Below are 16485 nucleotides of genomic sequence, written 5' to 3'. Positions count from 1 at the left end.
GTGGCTTCTCTCTGGCGGCGAGCTAGACGGTCAGGATCGACGCGCCGGTGGTGCCTCGCGCTTCCAGAGTCTCGTGGGCCTTGGCCGCCTCGCGGAGCGGGAAGGTCTGATTGATGCGGATCTTCACCGCGCCGCTGCGAACCACGTCGAACAGGGCACCGGCGCAGGCCTGGAGCTCCTCGCGCGTTGCCGTGTAGCCGAATAGGCTCGGCCGCGTCATGAAGAGCGAACCCTTCTGGTTGAGAATGCCGATGTCGAAGGGCGCGATCTTGCCGGACGACTGCCCGAAGCTGACGAACATCCCGCGACGGCGCAGGCAGTCGAGGCTTTGCGGGAACGTATCGCGGCCGACCGAATCGTAGACCACGTCGCATTTGCGCCCATCCGTCAGATCGGCCACCGCCGCCACGAAGTCGGCGCTGCGGTAGTTGATGACGTGGTCGTAGCCATGCTCCAGCGCGAGCGCGCATTTCTCGTCCGACCCCGCCGTGCCGATGACGCGCGCGCCGAGATGCTTGGCCCACTGGCCCGCGATCAGGCCGACGCCGCCGGCCGCCGCATGGATCAGAACCGTGTGGCCCGGGCGGACGGGAAAGGTCTGGCGCAGCAGATACTCGGCCGTCATGCCCTTCAGCATCATGGCGGCCGCCGTTCGCGTGTCCACGCCCTCCGGCAGGACGAGAGCCTGCGCGGCCGGCAGCACCACCTCTTCGGCATAGGCGCCGTCGATGCCGCAATAGGCGACCTGGTCACCCAGCGCGATGCCCGACACGTCCGGCCCCAGCTCGATGACCTCGCCGGCGCCTTCCTTTCCCGGGACGAATGGGAACTTCGGCGCCTTGTAGGTGCCATCGCGGAAGTAGACGTCGATGAAGTTGAGGCCGATGGCCTCCTGCCGGACGCGGATTTCGCCGGTGCCGAGCGGGCGGCTTTCGACCGACCGCCACTTCAGGACCTCGGGTCCGCCGATTTCATCGACAACGATCGCATGGGTCATCAGACGTGCTCCTCTTTCGCGGCGACTTCGGGCCGGCCCGTCAGCTTGTCGATCAGCTGCAGGATGCCGCCGATCGCAAACAGGTAGAGACCCGTGACGAGAACGCCCGTGCGAACCCACATCGGCGCCTCGAACGCATAGCCGATCGCGATGAGGCCCAGCACCGACCAGGCCGCGAAGACGATGAGATTGAAGGTGCGGAAGCGCGCCACGCGGACGGGATGGAGAAACTTGATCGGCAGGAAGGTCGCGACCGAGCAGAAGACGACGAAGGCGAAGGCCGCCCAATCATCCGGCTGCACCACGAAGAAAGTGAAGACGACCATGTTCCACGTGACCGGAAAACCCCGGAAATGGTTGTCCTTCGTCTTCATGCGCATGTCGGCGTAATAGACGGCGCTCGTCACGACGATGAGCCCGGCCGCCACGAAGGACCAGGGCCGGCCGATGATGCCCGACTGGTAGAGCCCGAACGCCGGGATCAGCACATAGGTCGAATAGTCGATGATCGCGTCGAGCATGTCGCCCGACCAATTGGGAAGGACGTTCTTGATATCGATGCGGCGCGCGATCGGCCCGTCGATCCCGTCCACGAACAAGGCGAGGCCGAGCCACGCGAACATGTGGACCCAGTTCTGTTCCGCCGCCGCGATGATGGACAGAAACGCCCAGAATGCGCCGCTCGCCGTCAAAAGGTGAACGGAGAACGCGCGCCAATGTCCAAAACCCGATGTCACGTCGTCCGCCACGCTCTGAATTCCATTTCCGCTGCCTAACGCAGGCGACATAGGATTGTCATCCGTCCGAAAGGCCGTATCTCGTTAAAACACTGAAAAGAGATACAGTGCGTTGCGTGCCTGACCATCGGAAAGACGAGGAATCCATGTCGACACTCCGTCGTGAAGTGGCCGTGATCGGAGGCGGATTGGCCGGCACCAGCGCGGCGATCGGTCTGGCGAAGGCCGGGTTCGACACGGTTCTGATCGCACCGCCCGCCCCGCAGGACCGCCGGTCCACGGCCTTGATCGGCTCTTCGCTCGACTTCCTCGGCCGGTGCGGGCTTTCCGAAGCGATCGAAGCCGCCGGCGAGCCGTTGCGCGTCATGCGGATCGTGGACGATACGATGCGCCTTTTTCGCGCACCCAATGCCGAGTTTCACGCCAGCGAGATCGATCGGGATGGGTTCGGCATCAATATCCTGAACGCCGACCTAATGGCCATTCTGCGCGAAGCGACCGAGAATCTCGGCGACCGGCTGACCATTCTGCCGGACGCGCTGGAGAGCATCGAGACCTCGGCGGACCATGCCCATCTTTCGCTGAGCTCGGGCGCGAGCGTGCGCGCAAGCCTCGTCGTCGGGGCGGACGGGCGGCGTTCGCGCGTTCGCGAAGCGGCCGGCATCGCGCTGCGAAGCTGGTCCTATCCGCAGAGCGCCATCGTCCTGAACTTCCGCCACCAGCGCGATCACGACGGCGTTTCCACCGAGTTCCACACACGGACCGGCCCGTTCACGCAGGTGCCGCTCCCCGGCCGTCGTTCCTCGCTTGTCTGGGTCGAGCGACCCGAGACCGCCGAACTCATCACCGCTGCCCGACCCGAGCGTCTGTCGCGGATGATCGAGGAGAAGATGCACTCGATCCTCGGCGCGGTCGAGGTCGATGGCGACGTGCAGTCCTTTCCCCTGTCGGGCGCGAGCGCCACGCGCTTCGGCGCCGAGCGGAGCGTGCTGATCGGCGAGGCGGCGCATGTCTTCCCGCCCATCGGGGCGCAGGGCCTCAATCTCGGCCTGCGCGACGTCGCCGACCTGATCGAGGTCGCCACCCGCCATCGCGACGATCTGGGCGGGCAGGCCTTGATCACGGCCTATGGGCGCGCGCGCAGCGGCGATGTCGCGACGCGCACCGCCGCCGTCGATCTTCTCAACCGCTCGCTTCTATCGAGTTTCCTGCCCGTGCAGATCGCGCGCAGCCTCGGCGTCGGTCTCCTCTCGCGGGTTCCGGTTCTTCGACGCAGCGTCATGCGCGAGGGGATCGAGCCCGGCTCGTCGCTTCGCCTGCGTGGCCCGTTTCGCGCCCGTGGCTCGAGCGACGCGCGGGTTTGAGGAACGAGATGAAGTTCTTGTCGCTTGCGAAGGAAATGGCTGAAAGCTAGACCGCGACCGATGACCGTAAGCTCCACGCAGACCGCCCGCTTCTTTATCGGACAGATCGTCCGGCACCGGATCTTCCCGTTCCGGGGCGTGATCTTCGACGTCGATCCCGAGTTCGACAACACCGAAGAATGGTACCAGTCGATCCCGGCTGAGGTGCGTCCGCGCAAGGACCAGCCCTTCTACCACCTCTTCGCCGAAAACGCGGAAAGCGAATATGTCGCCTATGTCTCGGAACAGAACCTCGTTCCGGACGAGAGCGGCCTTGCGGTTCGCCATCCGCAGGTGGCGGACATGTTCGATGGGCCGATCGACGGCGCCTATCGCCTGAAGGAATTGCACCGCAACTGAGCGGTTCGGCGCCTTGAGGCGTTTCTCGCCTTCGAAGGCGAAAATGCAAAACGGCGGCCCAAGGGCCGCCGTTTGTGTGTCGGGCCGTCGCGGACAGCTTACTGCTGGTCGGACTTGGCCTTGTTCTGCGCATCCTCGAAACGCTGGCGGCGGGCTTCGGCCTGACCCTGAAGGGCCTTGTCGAGCTCCTGCTGGCGCTGCGCGAGTTCCGGCTGGGCCTTGGCCGGGCCGTCATAGGCCTGCGTGAAGCCCGAGAGCGTCACGGAGATCGGGTTCGGCTGGCGCTGGAAGTTGATCGAGGTGACCTTGAGCACCTTGCCCTTCTTCATCGAAGCGATGAGCGCGTCGGACAGCTCGGCCTCGGCGATGCAGCGATCCGGGAAGCAGACCGAATAGTTCAGGGTCTGCGGCTTGTTCTCGTCGATCTGCATCTGGACGCCGGCGGGAATGACGCGGCCGGTCGGCACCACGGCCTGGAGAACCTTCTGATTCACCTTGCCGGTCACGTTGATGAGGTTCACCGCCGTGATCAGCTGACGGGTGTCGGCGATCAGAGTGTACTGCGTGTTGCAGATGTTGTTCTCGCCCTGCGGCGAGCAGACCTTGAACCACTCGGCCGGGACCTGCTGGGCGGAGGCGTTCGCAACCGGCATCGCCAGTCCGGCGACAGCGGCCAGACCAGCCAGAGCCAGCGCCTGCTGAATGTTCTTGGTAGGGGTTCTCACGGTCTGATCTTCCTTCTTTGGCGTGAGCCTCGATCCGGGTCGCGGACTGCAATAAACGCCTCTGCGGTCTTCTGCAAATGAGGCCGTTTGAAGACCTGCCCGAACCTGTCGGAGAGCTGGCAGGGTGTAGGCAAGGCGCTGCAAAACCGATAGTTTCCGCCGCGAAATGCCGAGGAGTTTGCCGTCGAATGCCATTGCGAAGCCTTGTCCGAATCTTGCCTCGCCTTGCCGCTCCGGTTCTCGTTTCGCTGCTGGCGCTGCCGCTCGGGCCGGGCGGCGCGTGGGCGCAAGCGTCCCACGGCATCGCGATGCAGGGCGAGCCGAAGCTCGGCTCCGGGTTCGATCACTTCCCCTACGCCAACCCGGATGCGCCCAAGGGCGGACGGATGGTCTACGGCGTGTTCGGCGATTTCGACAATCTGAACCCGGTCAGCGTGCGCGGCGCGCTCACCACCGCACGCGGCATCTTCGCCGATTCCGAATTCGGCAATCTCGTTTTCGAGCCGTTGATGCAGCGCTCGGCCGACGAGCCCTTCACCTTCTATGGCCTGATCGCGAAGACGGTCGAGACCGACCCGGATCGAACCTTCGTGGAATTCCAGCTCGATCCGTCCGCGCGCTTCTCCGACGGACGCCCGATCCGGCCGGAGGACGTTCTGGCGACGGTCGATCTCCTGCGCACGCAAGGGTCGGTGCGGCCGCAATATTCCAACTGGCTGTCCAAGGTCGCGAGCGTCGAAAAGCGCGGTGAGCATGGCGTGCGCTTCACCTTCAACGAGAAGGCCGACCGCGAACTGCCGCTTCTTCTCGCCGGCCTGCCGGTCCTGCCGGAAGGCGAGTTCGACGCCAAGACCATCGCGGACACGACGCTGAAGCCGCTCGTCGGCTCGGGTCCCTATCTGATCGACCGGGTGGAGCCCGGCCAGCGCATCACCTATCGGCGCAATCCGAACTACTGGGCCAAGGATCTGCCGACCAAGCGCGGCATGGACAATTACGACGAGATCACCGTCGAATATTACCGCGATCATAACGCCCAGTTCGAGGCCTTCAAGAAGGGCCTGTCCTATCTCTACATCTACCAGCAGCCGAACCCCCGGCATTGGCTGACCGCCTACGACTTCCCGGCCGCCAAGGATGGGCGGATCGTCAAGGAGGTGTTCAAGACCGGCCGCCCGGCCAATCTCAACGCCTTCTTCTTCAACACCCGCCGTGCGCCCTTCGAGGACGCGAAGGTGCGCGAGGCGCTGGCGCTCCTGTTCGATTTCGAGTGGGTGAACGAGAACCTGTTCTACGGGTCCTACACGCGCCTTTCGAGCTTCTTCGACAATTCGGACCTCTCGAGCGTCGGCCGCCCGGCCGACGAGACGGAGCGCCGGCTGCTCGCGCCCTATCTCGCCGACGTGACGCCGGGCGCTCTGGAGGGAACCGAGAAGCCGCCGGTGAGCGACGGATCGGGCAGCGACCGCGCGCTCATGCGCAAGGCGATCGATCTCCTCCAGGCGGATGGCTATCGTATCGAGGACGGGCGCATGGTCGGCCCGAACGGCCGGCCGCTGCGCTTCGAAATTCTCGTCCAGTATAGCGACCAGCAGAAGATCGCCCTCGCCTATGCCCGAACGCTGGCGCGCGTCGGCATTCAGGCGGATGTGCGACAGGTGGACGACGCGCAATATCAGAAGCGCAAGCAGAGCTTCGACTACGACATCATCGTCTCGGCCTTTTCCGGCACGCTCTCGCCGGGCGCCGAGCAGGTGAACCGCTGGGGTTCTGCTGCGCGAGATCGGCCGGGCTCGTTCAACTATGCGGGCGTCGCGAACCCCGCCGTGGACGCGATGATCCGCGCCATGGTGACGGCCCATTCCCGCGAGGATTTCGTGTCGGCCGTTCGCGCCTATGACCGCCTGTTGATCAGCGGACATTACGTCGTGCCGCTCTACTATATCGGCGATCAATGGCTGGCGCGCTGGCGTTTCATCCAGCACCCCAGCGTGACGCCCCTCACCGGCTTCTATCTGCCGAGCTTCTGGCGCGATCCGAAAAGCGAGTGAGAGGGCGAAGGCGGCTCAAGCCGCCTTCTTCTGCCCTTCTTCGGCAAAACGCGCGAGCTGCGTCGCGATGCCGGCTGCCCCGTTGAGACGCTGCTCCGGCTTCTCCCAGACGCGCGCGAGCACGATGGACTGGTCGGGCCGGATCTTCGCCGCCGGACCCTGCTCCCCGATATAGCGCACGAGCGCCGCCGGGTTGGCGAAGGTCTTGTCGCGGAACTGGATCACGAGGCCCTTCGGCCCGGCGTCTAGCTTCTCGATATTGGCCTTGCGGCAGAGCGCCTTGATGAACACGACCTTCAGGAGATGCTCGACCTCGACCGGCAGCTTGCCGAAACGGTCGATCAGCTCCGCGCCGAACGCGTCGATCTCGCGGGCATCCTCCAGCTCCGCCAGACGCCGGTAGAGCGTCATGCGCAATTGCAGATCAGGCACGTAGCTCTCGGGGATCATCACGGCCGTGCCGAGCGAGATCTGCGGCGACCACGAGCCGTCCGTCTCGATCTCGACGCCCTTCATCTCGGCCACCGCCTCTTCCAGCATCTGCTGGTAGAGCTCGAAGCCGACCTCCTTGATATGGCCGCTCTGCTCGTCGCCGAGGAGATTGCCCGCGCCACGCTGGTCGAGATCGTGGCTGGCGAGCTGGAAACCCGCGCCGAGCGTGTCGAGCGACTGCAGCACCTTGAGCCGGCGATCGGCGCCCGCCGTTGGCGTTTTGTTGGCCGGGATCGTCAGAAGCGCATAGGCGCGCTGCTTCGACCGGCCGACGCGGCCGCGCAGCTGGTAGAGCTGTGCCAGACCGAACATGTCGGCGCGGTGCACGATCATCGTGTTGGCGGACGGGATATCGAGGCCCGATTCCACGATCGTCGTGGAGAGGAGCACGTCGTACTGGCCCTCGTAGAACGCATTCATGATGTCGTCGAGTTCGCCCGCCGGCATCTGACCGTGCGCGACGGCCACCTTCAGTTCGGGCACCTGCTCGTCCAGGAACTCCTTGATCCCGGCGAGATCCGCGAGGCGCGGCGCGACGTAGAAGCTCTGACCACCGCGATAGCGCTCGCGCAGAAGCGTTTCGCGCACCACGAGCGGGTCGAAGGGGGTGACGAAGGTGCGGACCGCCATGCGGTCCACCGGGGGCGTGGTGATGAGCGAAAGCTCGCGCACGCCCGTCAGCGCCAGTTGCAGCGTGCGCGGAATGGGCGTCGCCGACAGCGTCAGGACGTGAATGTCCGACTTCAGCTCCTTCAGCCGTTCCTTGTGCTTCACGCCGAAATGCTGCTCCTCGTCGATGATGAGAAGGCCGAGATTCTTGAAGGTGATGCCCTTGCCGAGCAGCGCGTGGGTGCCGACCACGATGTCCACCGTGCCGGCCGCGACGCCCTTCTTGACCTCGTTCAGCTCCTTCGTCGTCACGAGGCGCGAGGCCTGCGCGACATTCAGCGGCAGGCCGCGGAAGCGCTCGGAGAAGGTCTTGAAATGCTGGCGGGCGAGAAGCGTCGTCGGCACGACGACCGCCACCTGAAGGCCGTTCATGGCCGCGAGGAAGGCGCCACGCAGCGCGACCTCGGTCTTGCCGAAGCCGACATCGCCGCACACGAGCCGGTCCATCGGGCGGCCCTGCGCCAGATCGTCGGCCACCGCGTCGATGGCGTTAAGCTGATCCTCGGTTTCCTCGTAGGGAAAGCGCGCCTGGAACTCGGCCCAGAGCCCTTCAGGCGGCAGAAGCCGGGGCGCGCCGCGCATTTCTCGCTCCGCCGCGATGCGGATGAGGCCGCCCGCCATGTCGAGAAGGCGCTTCTTGAGCTTGGCCTTGCGGGCCTGCCACGCGCCGCCGCCGAGCTTGTCGAGCGTCGCTTCCATGCCCTCGCCGCCATAGCGGGACAGAAGCTCGATATTCTCGACCGGCAGGAAGAGCCGGTCGTCATTGGCGTAGCGCAGTTCCAGACAGTCGTGCGGCGCGCCCATCGCCTCGATCGTGCGCAGGCCCACGAACTTGCCGATGCCGTGGTCCACATGGACCACGATATCGCCTTCGTTGAGGCCCGTGACTTCGGAAATGAAGTCCGACCCGCGCTTCTTGCGCCGTCCGCGTCGAACAAGGCGGTCGCCGAGAATGTCCTGCTCGCCGACCACGACGAAGCGATCCGTTTCGAAGCCGGCCTCGATGCCGAGGATCGCGGTCGCCACCATATGCCGGCCGGCATCCAGCGCCTGCTTCAGGGTGTCGACCGGCTTGATGTTGCCGAGCCCATGCTCCTCGACGACCTGCGTCAGGCGCTCGCGCGACCCTTCCGACCAGGCGGCGAGGATGACCTGCTTGCCGTCCGCGCGAAGGCGCGAAATGTGATCAACGGCGGCCGTGAAGACGTTCACGTCGCCGGTCTGGCGCTCGGCGGCGAAGTCGCGCCCGCGATGAATGTCGAGATTGACGACGTCGGTCTGGAAGCCGGCATCCGTCACGGCATAGGACGAAAGGCGAACCGGATCGGCGCTGGCGAGCCCACCCGCGAGCTCGTCTTCCGTGAGATACAGTTCCTGCGGTCCGAGCGGATTGTAGGGAACCGCCTCCGCGCTGTTCTCTGCGACGCCGCGTCGGCGCGCATCGTAATAATCGTGCACCAGCTTGCGCCGCTCGCCGATCGCCTCGGAGACGAGGTGATCGAGGACGAGGGGGAAGCCATGCGTGTAGTCGAACAGCGTCTCGACGCTCTCGTAGAAGAGCGGCAGCCAATGCTCCATGCCGGAGAAACGCCGCCCCTCGCTGACGGATGTATAGAGCGCGTCGTTGCGAGCCGGGGCGCCGAAGCGCTTCACGTAGTTCGAGCGGAACCGCGAGATCGTCTCGTCCTTCAACGAGACTTCCGACACCGGCGCGAGCTCGAAGCTCTTGCGCTGGCCGGTCGTGCGCTGCGTCGCCGGATCGAAGGAGCGGATGGATTCCAGCGTGTCGCCGAAGAAGTCGAGCCGCACCGGCTCGTCGTCGCCCGGCGCGAAGAGATCGAGAATGCCGCCGCGCACCGCGAATTCGCCGCGCTCGCGCACCGTCGTCACGCGCTCGAAGCCGCCTCGCCCGAGCACTTGGACGATCTGCTCCATGGCGATGCGGCCACTGGCGCGCGCCGAGATCGTCTCTTCCGACAGAACCTTGCGCGGCGGCATCTTCTGCAGGAGCGCGTTGGCGCTGGTCAGGATCAACGCGCGATGCGGATCGCGCTGGAGCGCCACGATGGACGACATGGCCGAAAGGCGGCGCGCCGCCGCTTCCGACGAAGGGCCGACGCGGTCGTAGGGAAGGCAGTCCCAGGCGGGCAGCGAGAGAACCGGAAGCTCGGGCGCGACGAAGCGCAGCGCGTCCTCGATCTCGCCCATGCGATTGCCGTCGCGCATGACGAAGACGATCGGCTTGTCCTTGCCGCGCGCGCGCGCGATCTCGGCCAGGAGAAAGGGCTCGTAGCCGTCGAGGACATTGCCGATGCGAAGGCCGACGCCCTTTTCGAGCGCCTTCTTCAGAACCGCCGGGCTGCTCACGAGGCGTCCATCTGCGTCAGGGCGTAGAAGGTGCGGATGCGCTGGAAGACCGGCGTGTCGTAATTGGCCGGCGTCGCCTCCGTGCCGGTCAGCCAAGAGAAGAGATCGCGGTCCGGCGCTTCCATCAGATGCTCGTAGACGGTCAGATCCTCGTCGCTGAGCGAGCCGATCTCGGCATCGGCGAAGCGGCCGAGAACCAGATCCATCTCCCGCGTTCCGCGGTGCCAGGACCGGAACAGGGCCTTGCGCCGACGCGGGTCGAGATCGCTGGAGGAGCGTGTGGTTCCGGTCATCGCGATCGTCCGCTTGTTTCGAATTCACAAATGGGTTCGGCCGAACGACGATCCTTTTGGCCAAGGTTCGTTTCGGCTTGCGTCCCTATATAGTTGCCGCGTCCCGGCCTGTCAGCCTATGCGCAAAAGAGAACAGACGATAAACATCCGCTCATGCGCCCATCGATTCTCGACCCGCTCTTCGCCTCCGTCTCGACGCTGAACGGCGTCGGGCCGAAGGTGTCCGTTCTGATCGGCGGGCTCGTCGCGCCGCCGGGCGCCGCCGGCGTCGCCAAGGTGCGCGACCTCCTCTTCCACCTGCCGAGCGGCGCGATCGACCGCCGTCGCCGCGAGCAGATCGCCTCCGCGCCGGACGGCGTCATCGTGACGCTCGAAGTGCGGATCGACCACTACCAGTTCCCCTCGCGCGAAGCGCGCAACCAGCCGACCCGCGTCATCGCGCACGACGCCTCGGGCGAGATTGCCCTCACCTATTTCCGCGCGCAGTCGCAATGGCTGGAAAAGCTGTTCCCGCTCGGCGAAACGCTGCTCGTCTCCGGCAAGGTAGATCGGTTCAACGGTCGCGCGTCGATGATCCATCCGGATTTCGTCGGCAGCGCCGAGGATGCCGAGAGCCTGCCGCTGGTCGAGCCGGTCTATCCGATGACGGCGGGCCTTTCGCCCAAGGTCCTGCGGCGCGGCGTCGCCAATGCGCTGGAAAAGCTGCCCGATCTCGAGGAATGGATCGAGCCCAGCATTCTGAAGCGCGAGGCGTTCCCGCCGTTCCGTGCGTCGCTGGAGAGCCTGCACAAGTTGCAGGACCCCAAGGAACTCGATCCGGCCAATCCGGCGCGGCGGCGGCTTGCCTATGACGAATTCCTGGCCAGTCAGCTCGCGCTCGCCCTGTCGCGCCGTCGCATGAAGCAGGAGGCCGGGCGCTCGCTTGGCACCGACGGTGCGATTCGTGCCCGCGCCGAACGCTCGTTGCCGTTTCAACTCACGCCTGGGCAGAGCCAGGCCCTTGCGGAAATCTACGCGGACATGGCGAGCCCCGATCGCATGGTGCGGCTTCTTCAGGGCGATGTCGGCGCGGGCAAAACCGTCGTCGCGCTGCTCGCCATGGCGGCCGCCAAGGAATCGGGCGCGCAGTCGGCCCTTCTGGCGCCGACCGAAATCCTCGCCCGCCAGCACTTCGCCGGCCTGTCGCGCTTCTGCGACGCGGCCGGCCTCTCGATCGCGCTTCTCACGGGTCGCGACAACGGCCGAACGCGCGAGGGCAAGCTTGCCGCGATCGCTTCGGGCGAAATCGACATCATCGTCGGCACCCATGCGCTCTTTCAGGACGATGTCGTTTATCGCGATCTCGGCCTCGTCGTGGTGGATGAGCAGCATCGGTTCGGCGTCGAGCAGCGCCTCAGCCTGACGCGCAAGGGCAAGTCGCCCGATCTCCTCGTGATGACGGCGACGCCGATCCCGCGCACGCTCGTGCTCGCCGCGTTCGGCGACATGGACGTCTCGCGTCTTTACGGCAAGCCGGCGGGTCGCAAGCCGATCACCACCGTCGCCGTGTCCTTCGACCGGCTGGAAGAGATCGTCGCGCGCGCGGGCAAAGCCATCGACGACGGGGAGAAGCTCTATTGGGTCTGCCCCCTCGTGGAGGAGACCGAGACGAGCGACCTGACGGCGGCCGAGGAGCGGGCCGAGGTTCTGCGCCAGTTCTTCGGCGATCATGTCGGGCTCGTTCACGGGCGCATGAGCGGCCCGGAAAAGGACGCCGCCATGGCCGACTTCAAGTCCGGCAAGACACGCATCGTTGTGGCGACGACGGTGATCGAAGTCGGCGTCGACGTGCCGGATGCGTCGATCATCGTCATCGAACATGCCGAGCGCTTCGGCCTGTCGCAGCTTCACCAGCTGCGCGGGCGCGTCGGGCGGGCCGAAAAACCTTCGTCCTGCGTGCTTCTCTACCGCGCGCCGCTCGGCGAAACCGCCAAGGCGCGGCTTGCCGTCATGCGCGAGACCGAGGACGGGTTCCGGATCGCCGAGGAAGACCTGAAGCTGCGTGGCGAGGGCGATCTTCTGGGCACAAGGCAATCCGGTATGCAGAGCTTCCGCATCGCCGATCTCGAAGCCCATGCCGATCTTATGGAATCCGCGCGCGACGACGCGCGGCTCCTGATCGCGACGGACCCGGACCTGACCAGCCGGCGCGGCGAGGCCGTGCGCGCCCTCCTCTACCTCTTCGGCAAGGACGACGCGATCAAGCTCCTGCGCGCCGGCTGAGCCTCACTCCACCGTCACGGATTTGGCGAGATTGCGGGGCTGGTCGACATCCGTGCCCATCTGCACGGCCGTATGGTAGGCCAGAAGCTGCAGCGGAACGGCGAAAACCATCGGGATCAGGATATCCGGCATATCCGGCAGGACCAGCGTGCTCGCCGCCTGAACCGCGCCGGATGCCGCGCCCGACTCGTCGGTCAGGAGGATGATCCGCCCGCCGCGCGCCGCGACTTCCTGCATGTTCGACACGGTCTTCTCGAACACCCGGTCATGCGGCGCGACGACGACCACCGGCATGGTCTCGTCGATGAGAGCGATCGGCCCGTGCTTCAGCTCGCCCGCCGCATAGCCTTCGGCGTGGATGTAGCTGATTTCCTTCAGCTTCAGCGCACCTTCGAGGGCCAGCGGGAAGGAGAAGCCCCGGCCAAGAAAGAGTGCATGGCGATGCGTCGCCATCTCGCGGGACAGCGTCTCGACCTGATCCTCGAGATGCAGCGCGGCGTTGACGAGACGCGGGGCTTCCGCGAGCGCACGGGTCAGTTCCAGCTCGCCATCGCCCGAAATCACGCCCCGATCGACGCCGGCGCGGATCGCGAGGGCTGCGAGCGCCATGAGCTGGCAGGTGAAGGCCTTGGTGGAGGCGACGCCGATTTCGGGCCCCGCGAGCGTCGGGAAGACCAGATCGGCCTCGCGTGCCATGGTGGATTCCTGCACGTTGACGACCACCGCCGTCGTGAGCCCGGATTCCTTGGCATAGCGCAGCGACGCCAGCGTATCGGCCGTCTCGCCCGACTGCGAGACGAAGAGCGCGAGATCGACATCGCCGAGCGGGCTTTCACGATAGCGGAACTCGGAGGCGACATCGAGATCGCAGGCGATGCCCGCGAAGCGCTCGAAATAATAGCGGCCGACGAGGGCGGCGTAATAGCCTGTGCCGCAGGCCGACATGGCGATGCGGCGGACCTTGGTGAAGTCGAAGGCCTGGCCTTGCGGCAGGCGCGTGCGCCCGCTCGTCATGTCCACGAAGGCGCCGAGCGTATGCGAGAGCACTTCGGGCTGCTCGTACATTTCCTTCTGCATGAAATGGCGATGATTGCCCTTGTCGACATAGAAGGCCTTGCCGACCGAACGCCGGACGGGCCGCATGACCGGCGCGCCGGTCGCGTCGAAGATCGAGGCGCCCTCGTGCGTCAGGACGGCCCAGTCGCCATCCTCCAGGTAGCGGACGGCATCGGTGAAGGGCGACAGCGCGATCGCGTCGGAGCCGAGGAACATCTCGCCCTCACCCTCGCCGATCGCCAGCGGGCTGCCGCGCCGCGCGCCGATCAGGAGCTTGTCGTCGCCGTCGAACAGGAAGGCCAGCGAGAAGGCGCCTTCGAGGATCGCGAGCGTCGAGGCCACCGCCTCGCTCGCCGACATGCCACGCTCCATCTGGCGCGTGACATAGACGGCGACCACCTCGGAATCGGTCTCGCTCTCGAACGTGTAGCCGTCAGCCGCCAACTCGCTCTTCAGCTCGCGGAAATTCTCGATGATGCCGTTGTGGACGACCGACAGGCGGCGCGTCGCGTGCGGATGGGCGTTCGTCTCGTTGGGAACGCCGTGGGTCGCCCAGCGCGTGTGGCCGATGCCGATCGTGCCGTGGAGCGGCTGCTCCGCAAGGACGGCTTCCAGGTTGCGCAGCTTGCCGGCGGCCCGGCGCCGTTGCAGCGCGCCGTCTTCCAGCGTCGCGATGCCGGCGGAATCATAGCCGCGATATTCCAGCCGCTTGAGCGAATCCACCAGCCGCGAGGCGACGGGGGTCTGGCTGATGATCCCGATAATACCACACATGAACAAAGATCCTTTCGGGCGGACGCCGGCGCGCCCCTTGCGTTCAGCCAGATAGCGCGACGGCGCGAAACCATCGCTCAATTTTCATTGCGAACCTGTCGCGAACGGCGCGTCTGGTTAAGACCGGCCAGCCTTGCGGGCGGCGTTGCGCTCGTTGATCTCGCGCCCGCGACCTTCCTTCACCACCTGCCGGGCCCGGCCGATGGCCAGCGCGTCGGCCGGCACGTCCTCGGTGATGATGCTGCCCGAGCCGACATAGGCGCCGTCGCCGATCAGCACCGGCGCCACCAGCGCGGAGTTGGAACCGATGAAGGCGCCGGCCCCGATCGCCGTGCGGTATTTGTTGAACCCATCGTAATTGCAGGTGATCGTGCCCGCGCCGATATTGGCCTCGGCACCGACGCTGGCGTCGCCGAGATAGGTCAGATGGCTGACCTTGGCGCCCTCGCCGACCGTCGTGCTCTTGATCTCCACGAAGTTGCCGACCTTGGCGCGGGCGTGAAGATCGGCCCCCGGCCGCAGCCGCGCGAAAGGCCCGACGCTCGCCTGCGGGCCGACGCGGGCGCCTTCCAGATGGTTGAAGGCATGGACCACGGCGCCGCTCGCAATGTGAACGCCGGGTCCGAACACGACGTTCGGCTCGATCACGACATCGGGCTCGATCACGGTGTCGGCGGCAAAGAACACCGTGTCCGGCGCCTGGAGCGTGACACCGGCCAGCATCATCTCGTCGCGGCGGCGGGCCTGCCAGATCGATTCGACCCGCGCGAGTTCGAGCCGCGTGTTGACGCCGAGGACGTCTTCTTCGTCCGCGACGACCATGCGCACGGGCAGCCCGTCGCCATGCGCCAGCGACACGATGTCGGTGAGGTAATATTCGCCCTTGGCGTTCTCGTTGCCGATCCGCGACAGGAGATCGAGCGCCCGGCGTCCGTCGATCGCCATCACGCCGCCATTGCAAAGTTCGATCCGGCGTTCCTCTTCCGAGGCGTCCTTGTGTTCGCGGATCGCGACGAGATCGCGTCCGTTGAGGATCAGGCGCCCATATCCGGTCGGCCGTGGCGTCCGGAAGCCGACGACGCAGACCGCCGCGCCCGCCGCGATCTCGGCGCGGGCGGCCAGGAGCGTTTCGGGCCGCACAAGCGGCGTGTCGCCGAACAGGATCAGAACGTCGTCGAACCCCTCCGTCAGCGCCTCGCGCGCCGCTAGGGCGGCATGGGCCGTGCCGAGGCGTTCGAGCTGTGAGAAGGCGCGAAGCGGAGGCTCGAACGTCCTGACGAGGCCGACCACGCTTTCCGCGTCGCGCCCGACCACGAGGACGGTTTCGGTCGAACCGGCGCTGATCGCGGCATCGACGGCGTGGAGCACGAGCGGGCGATGGGCCACCTCGTGCAGGACCTTCGCGCGCGACGATTTCATCCGGGTTCCCTCGCCTGCGGCCAGAACGAGGGAAAGGCAGGTGCGGGTCATCGGCGGCTGGTCCTTGGGATGAAGCGGCAGGGTCGATCGATCGCCCAGCGATAAGGGGATCAACCGATCTTTTGAAGGGCCGGGAAGGTTTCGAGAAGCCAAAACGACAGGGCCTGCATGCCGCCGGTCAGAAACAGGACGCCGGTGGCGACCAACATCACGCCCATGGCCTTCTCGATCAGGCCGAAATGCGCGCGAATGCGGCCCATGGCGCGCAGGAACGCGGCAGAAAAGGCAGCGCTCAGAATGAACGGAATGCCGAGCCCCGCCGAATAGAAGCCGAGCATCAGCATGCCCTCCGAGACGGACTGCCGCGCGCCCGCGAGCCCCAGGATCAGCCCGAGAACCGGCCCGATGCAGGGCGTCCAGCCGAAAGCGAAGGCGAGGCCCATGAGATAGGCACCCCCGAGCGAGCGGCGCGGCGCTTCTGGCTGAAAGCGTGCCTCGCGCGACAGGATGTCGAGCCGCAGAAGCCCAAGGAACTTCAGCCCCATCAGGATGATCGCGACACCCGCCAGGATGGCCAGCCAGTCCATGTTGCGCCGGAGCAGCTGTCCTAGGGTGCTCGCCCCCGCCCCCAGGAGAACGAAGACGGTGGAGAAGCCGAGAACGAAAAGCACCGCCGTCAGGACGAGGCGCCCATAGCCCGGCGTGGAGGTCGGGCCGCCCCGACGCAGATCGTCGGCGGAAACGCCCGCCATGTAGCAGAGATAGGGAGGCACGAGCGGCAGGACGCAGGGCGAGAGAAACGACAGAGCCCCGGCGAGAATCGCCGTCGGATACGAAAGGTCCGAAATCAACGCACCCGCCCTTCCCTTTGAACCGCCGC

At 66.1% G+C, this 16485-nt stretch carries 12 protein-coding genes; 4 read left to right on the top strand and 8 right to left on the bottom strand.

Annotated elements, in window-relative coordinates; translation table 11 throughout:
• Positions 1–22: 22 nt before the first annotated feature.
• Both B146_RS0104135 and pcsA read right to left on the bottom strand, forming a co-directional pair.
• The gene (locus tag B146_RS0104135) at positions 23–997 is read right to left on the bottom strand and encodes a quinone oxidoreductase family protein (RefSeq protein ID WP_019995153.1); all 975 of its coding nucleotides are present in this window, start codon (positions 995–997) and stop codon (positions 23–25) included.
• Positions 997–1746 carry a phosphatidylcholine synthase gene (gene pcsA / locus B146_RS0104130; RefSeq protein WP_051091502.1) on the bottom strand — a complete coding sequence of 250 codons (750 nt, stop codon included), beginning with the start codon at positions 1744–1746 and terminating at the stop codon, positions 997–999. Before pcsA ends, B146_RS0104135 begins: the two co-directional genes overlap by 1 nt.
• A 134-nt stretch (positions 1747–1880) precedes the next feature.
• Between pcsA and B146_RS0104125 the strand changes: the two genes are divergently transcribed.
• On the top strand, positions 1881–3098 hold the full coding sequence (locus B146_RS0104125) for a UbiH/UbiF family hydroxylase (protein ID WP_051091501.1): 1218 nt from the start codon (positions 1881–1883) through the stop codon (positions 3096–3098).
• Between the two features lie 60 nt (positions 3099–3158).
• Positions 3159–3497, top strand: a complete 339-nt coding sequence (hspQ, locus tag B146_RS0104120) for a heat shock protein HspQ (protein WP_019995150.1) — start codon at positions 3159–3161, stop codon at positions 3495–3497.
• A 98-nt stretch (positions 3498–3595) separates the two neighbouring features.
• On the opposite strand, the gene B146_RS0104115 is transcribed toward hspQ, so the two are convergent.
• Positions 3596–4150 (bottom strand): invasion associated locus B family protein, encoded by a 555-nt coding sequence (locus B146_RS0104115; protein WP_407638543.1) that lies wholly within the window; start codon positions 4148–4150, stop codon positions 3596–3598.
• A 260-nt stretch (positions 4151–4410) separates the two neighbouring features.
• Between B146_RS0104115 and B146_RS0104110 the strand changes: the two genes are divergently transcribed.
• Positions 4411–6273, top strand: coding sequence for an extracellular solute-binding protein (locus B146_RS0104110; RefSeq protein WP_051091500.1), 1863 nt, complete (start codon positions 4411–4413; stop codon positions 6271–6273).
• A 15-nt stretch (positions 6274–6288) separates the two neighbouring features.
• Here B146_RS0104110 and mfd read toward each other — a convergent pair whose 3' ends face one another.
• Both mfd and B146_RS0104100 read right to left on the bottom strand, forming a co-directional pair.
• On the bottom strand, positions 6289–9801 hold the full coding sequence (mfd, locus tag B146_RS0104105; RefSeq protein WP_019995147.1) for a transcription-repair coupling factor: 3513 nt from the start codon (positions 9799–9801) through the stop codon (positions 6289–6291).
• Positions 9798–10094, bottom strand: a complete 297-nt coding sequence (locus B146_RS0104100) for an FAD assembly factor SdhE (protein ID WP_019995146.1) — start codon at positions 10092–10094, stop codon at positions 9798–9800. Before B146_RS0104100 ends, mfd begins: the two co-directional genes overlap by 4 nt.
• A 153-nt stretch (positions 10095–10247) precedes the next feature.
• Between B146_RS0104100 and recG the strand changes: the two genes are divergently transcribed.
• Complete coding sequence (gene recG, locus B146_RS0104095; RefSeq protein WP_019995145.1) at positions 10248–12356, top strand: ATP-dependent DNA helicase RecG; 2109 nt, start codon at positions 10248–10250, stop codon at positions 12354–12356.
• Positions 12357–12359: 3 nt separating this feature from the next.
• Here recG and glmS read toward each other — a convergent pair whose 3' ends face one another.
• The 3 genes from glmS to B146_RS0104080 form a co-directional block, all read right to left on the bottom strand.
• Positions 12360–14186, bottom strand: a complete 1827-nt coding sequence (gene glmS / locus B146_RS0104090) for a glutamine--fructose-6-phosphate transaminase (isomerizing) (protein ID WP_019995144.1) — start codon at positions 14184–14186, stop codon at positions 12360–12362.
• A 117-nt stretch (positions 14187–14303) separates the two neighbouring features.
• Entirely contained in the window at positions 14304–15656 is a 1353-nt protein-coding gene (gene glmU / locus B146_RS0104085) for a bifunctional UDP-N-acetylglucosamine diphosphorylase/glucosamine-1-phosphate N-acetyltransferase GlmU (RefSeq protein WP_026358304.1), read from the bottom strand.
• Between the two features lie 59 nt (positions 15657–15715).
• Positions 15716–16456, bottom strand: a complete 741-nt coding sequence (locus B146_RS0104080; protein WP_019995142.1) for a cytochrome c biogenesis CcdA family protein — start codon at positions 16454–16456, stop codon at positions 15716–15718.
• Positions 16457–16485: the final 29 nt, after the last annotated feature.

It is taken from the genome of Aureimonas ureilytica DSM 18598 = NBRC 106430, assembly GCF_000382705.1.
Taxonomy (GTDB): domain Bacteria; phylum Pseudomonadota; class Alphaproteobacteria; order Rhizobiales; family Rhizobiaceae; genus Aureimonas; species Aureimonas ureilytica.
The sequence above is the reverse complement of the archived record's forward strand: the minus strand, read 5'-3'. Positions and strand labels throughout refer to the sequence as shown.